The organism is Streptomyces sp. KR55, assembly GCF_052245645.1.
Lineage (GTDB): Bacteria > Actinomycetota > Actinomycetes > Streptomycetales > Streptomycetaceae > Streptomyces > Streptomyces flavusporus.
Genome location: NZ_JBQQCE010000864.1, coordinates 1 through 1,805 on the forward strand (window position 1 = coordinate 1; position 1,805 = coordinate 1,805).

The 1,805-nt window shown below is 71.4% G+C and carries 1 protein-coding gene and 1 pseudogene; one reads left to right on the top strand and one right to left on the bottom strand.

The genetic code is table 11. The annotated features are described in order from the left end of the window. Positions 1-675 (bottom strand): annotated as a pseudogene (locus ACTWQJ_RS51050) (VWA domain-containing protein); the annotation flags it as partial. A gap of 281 nt (positions 676-956) precedes the next feature. Between ACTWQJ_RS51050 and ACTWQJ_RS51055 the strand changes: the two are divergent. Then, positions 957-1,805 (top strand): PhoX family protein (locus ACTWQJ_RS51055; RefSeq protein WP_443313144.1); only part of this gene is annotated, 849 nt, incomplete at its 3' end.

Sequence of the window (1,805 nt, forward strand, 5' to 3'; positions counted from 1 at the left end):
CACTTCCTCTGCTGCCTCGGCGACAACCGGGGTCTCCGCAGCGGTCACCGGTTCGTCCTCAGTCACCGCCGGGGTCTCCGCAGCGGCCGCTGGCGCGTCTTCAGTCACCGCCGGGGTCTCCGCAGCGGTAACCGGCGCGGCCTCCTCAGGGGCCGCCGGCGGCTCCTCGGCCGCCTCCGTCGGCTCCGCCGGCACCGTCGGCTCCGCCGGCACCGTCGCCTCTGCCGGCTCGTCGGCCGCCACCGTGGGCTCCGCCGCCTCGATCGGCTTGGTCGGCTCGGCCGCCACTGTCGGCTCGTCAGCCGCCACTGTCGGCTCGTCAGCCGCCACCGTCGGCTCGTCGGCCGCTACCGTCGCCTCGACCGCCTCGACCGCCTCGACCGCCTCGACCGGCTTGGTCGGCTCCGCCGGCACCGTCGGCTCGTCGGCCGGCTCCGCCGGCTCGACCCGCGTCGTCGGCTCCGCCGCATCCCCCGGCTCCGCCGGGCGCGCCGGACTCGGGACCGTTACCTTGTCGAAGGCGGCTGAGACCAGATCGTGTTCGTGGCGGGGTTCGGGGAGCTGTGGGGTGGCGGTCTGGGGCTGCGTGGGTACCTGTTCCGCACCCTCTGCCTCGGCGGGACGCCCCTTGCGTGACCGGCCGAATGCGTTCCGCAGGAGAGTGAGAATGCCCATATGCGCAACCCTTCGCGTGAGTTGATGCCCGTTAATTCCTGGCCAGGACGGACACGTAAGGTTAGCGGCCCCGGATGGGGATCTTGAGGAGGGGCGACGGGCGGTGCCCTCCGCCGTCAAGGTCTTCATCCAGACTTTCGCGGGTTACGTCCACTCGAGCACGGCAACTTCCTTACAGATACCTCCAGTTCACTTTCCGTTCATTCGATCGCCCCGCTCCCGCACAAACGTGCTCCTACCGTCCGTCACGCTGGATTCAAGGGGAAGCAAGGGGAGTAAAGGTGCGCAATCTGCTACCGATCATCAGAACGAACGACTCACACCCTGGCGGCCGGTCCGCCCTGACGTGCCGTTTCCGCTGTGGTGACGCCTGCTTCCACGAGGTGCCGAACACCACCGCCAACCCGTACGTCGGCGACGTCATCGCCGGCGCCCTCAGCCGCCGTTCCGTGATGCGTGCCGCCGCTGTCGTCACCGCGGCCGCCGCCGCGGGCACCGCGGCCACCGTCGGCGCCGCCCCGCAGGCCGAGGCCGCGGCCGCCGACGGCCGGCACCGCCCGAGCAGCAAGGGCGCCCGTGGCCTGCGCTTCACGCCCGTCGCGCCGAACACCGACGACGCCGTGACCGTCCCCGCGGGCTACGACCAGAACGTCGTCATCCGCTGGGGCGAGCCCATCCTGCGCGGTGCGCCCGCCTTCGACCCGGAGAACCAGACCGCGAAGGCCCAGGCCGGTCAGTTCGGATACAACAACGACTTCCTCGCGCTGCTCCCCCTCCCGGGTGAGTGGAACCGGCAGATCCTCGTCGCCAACCACGAGTACACCGACGAGGTACTGATGTTCCGCGGCTACGACGCCGCCAACCCGACCCGCGAGCAGGTCGAGATCGCCTGGGCCGCGCACGGCCTGTCCGCCGTCGTCGTCGAGGGCGACCGCCGTACCGGCAAGCTCACTCCCGTACCGCGGCACCCGCTGAACCGGCGGGTCACGGCCACGACGGAATTCCGGGTCACCGGGCCCGCCGCCGGTTCCGACCTCCTCAAGACCTCCGCCGACCCGACCGGCACCAAGGTGCTCGGCACCCTCAACAACTGCGCCGGCGGCACCACCCCGTGGGGCACCACGCTGCAC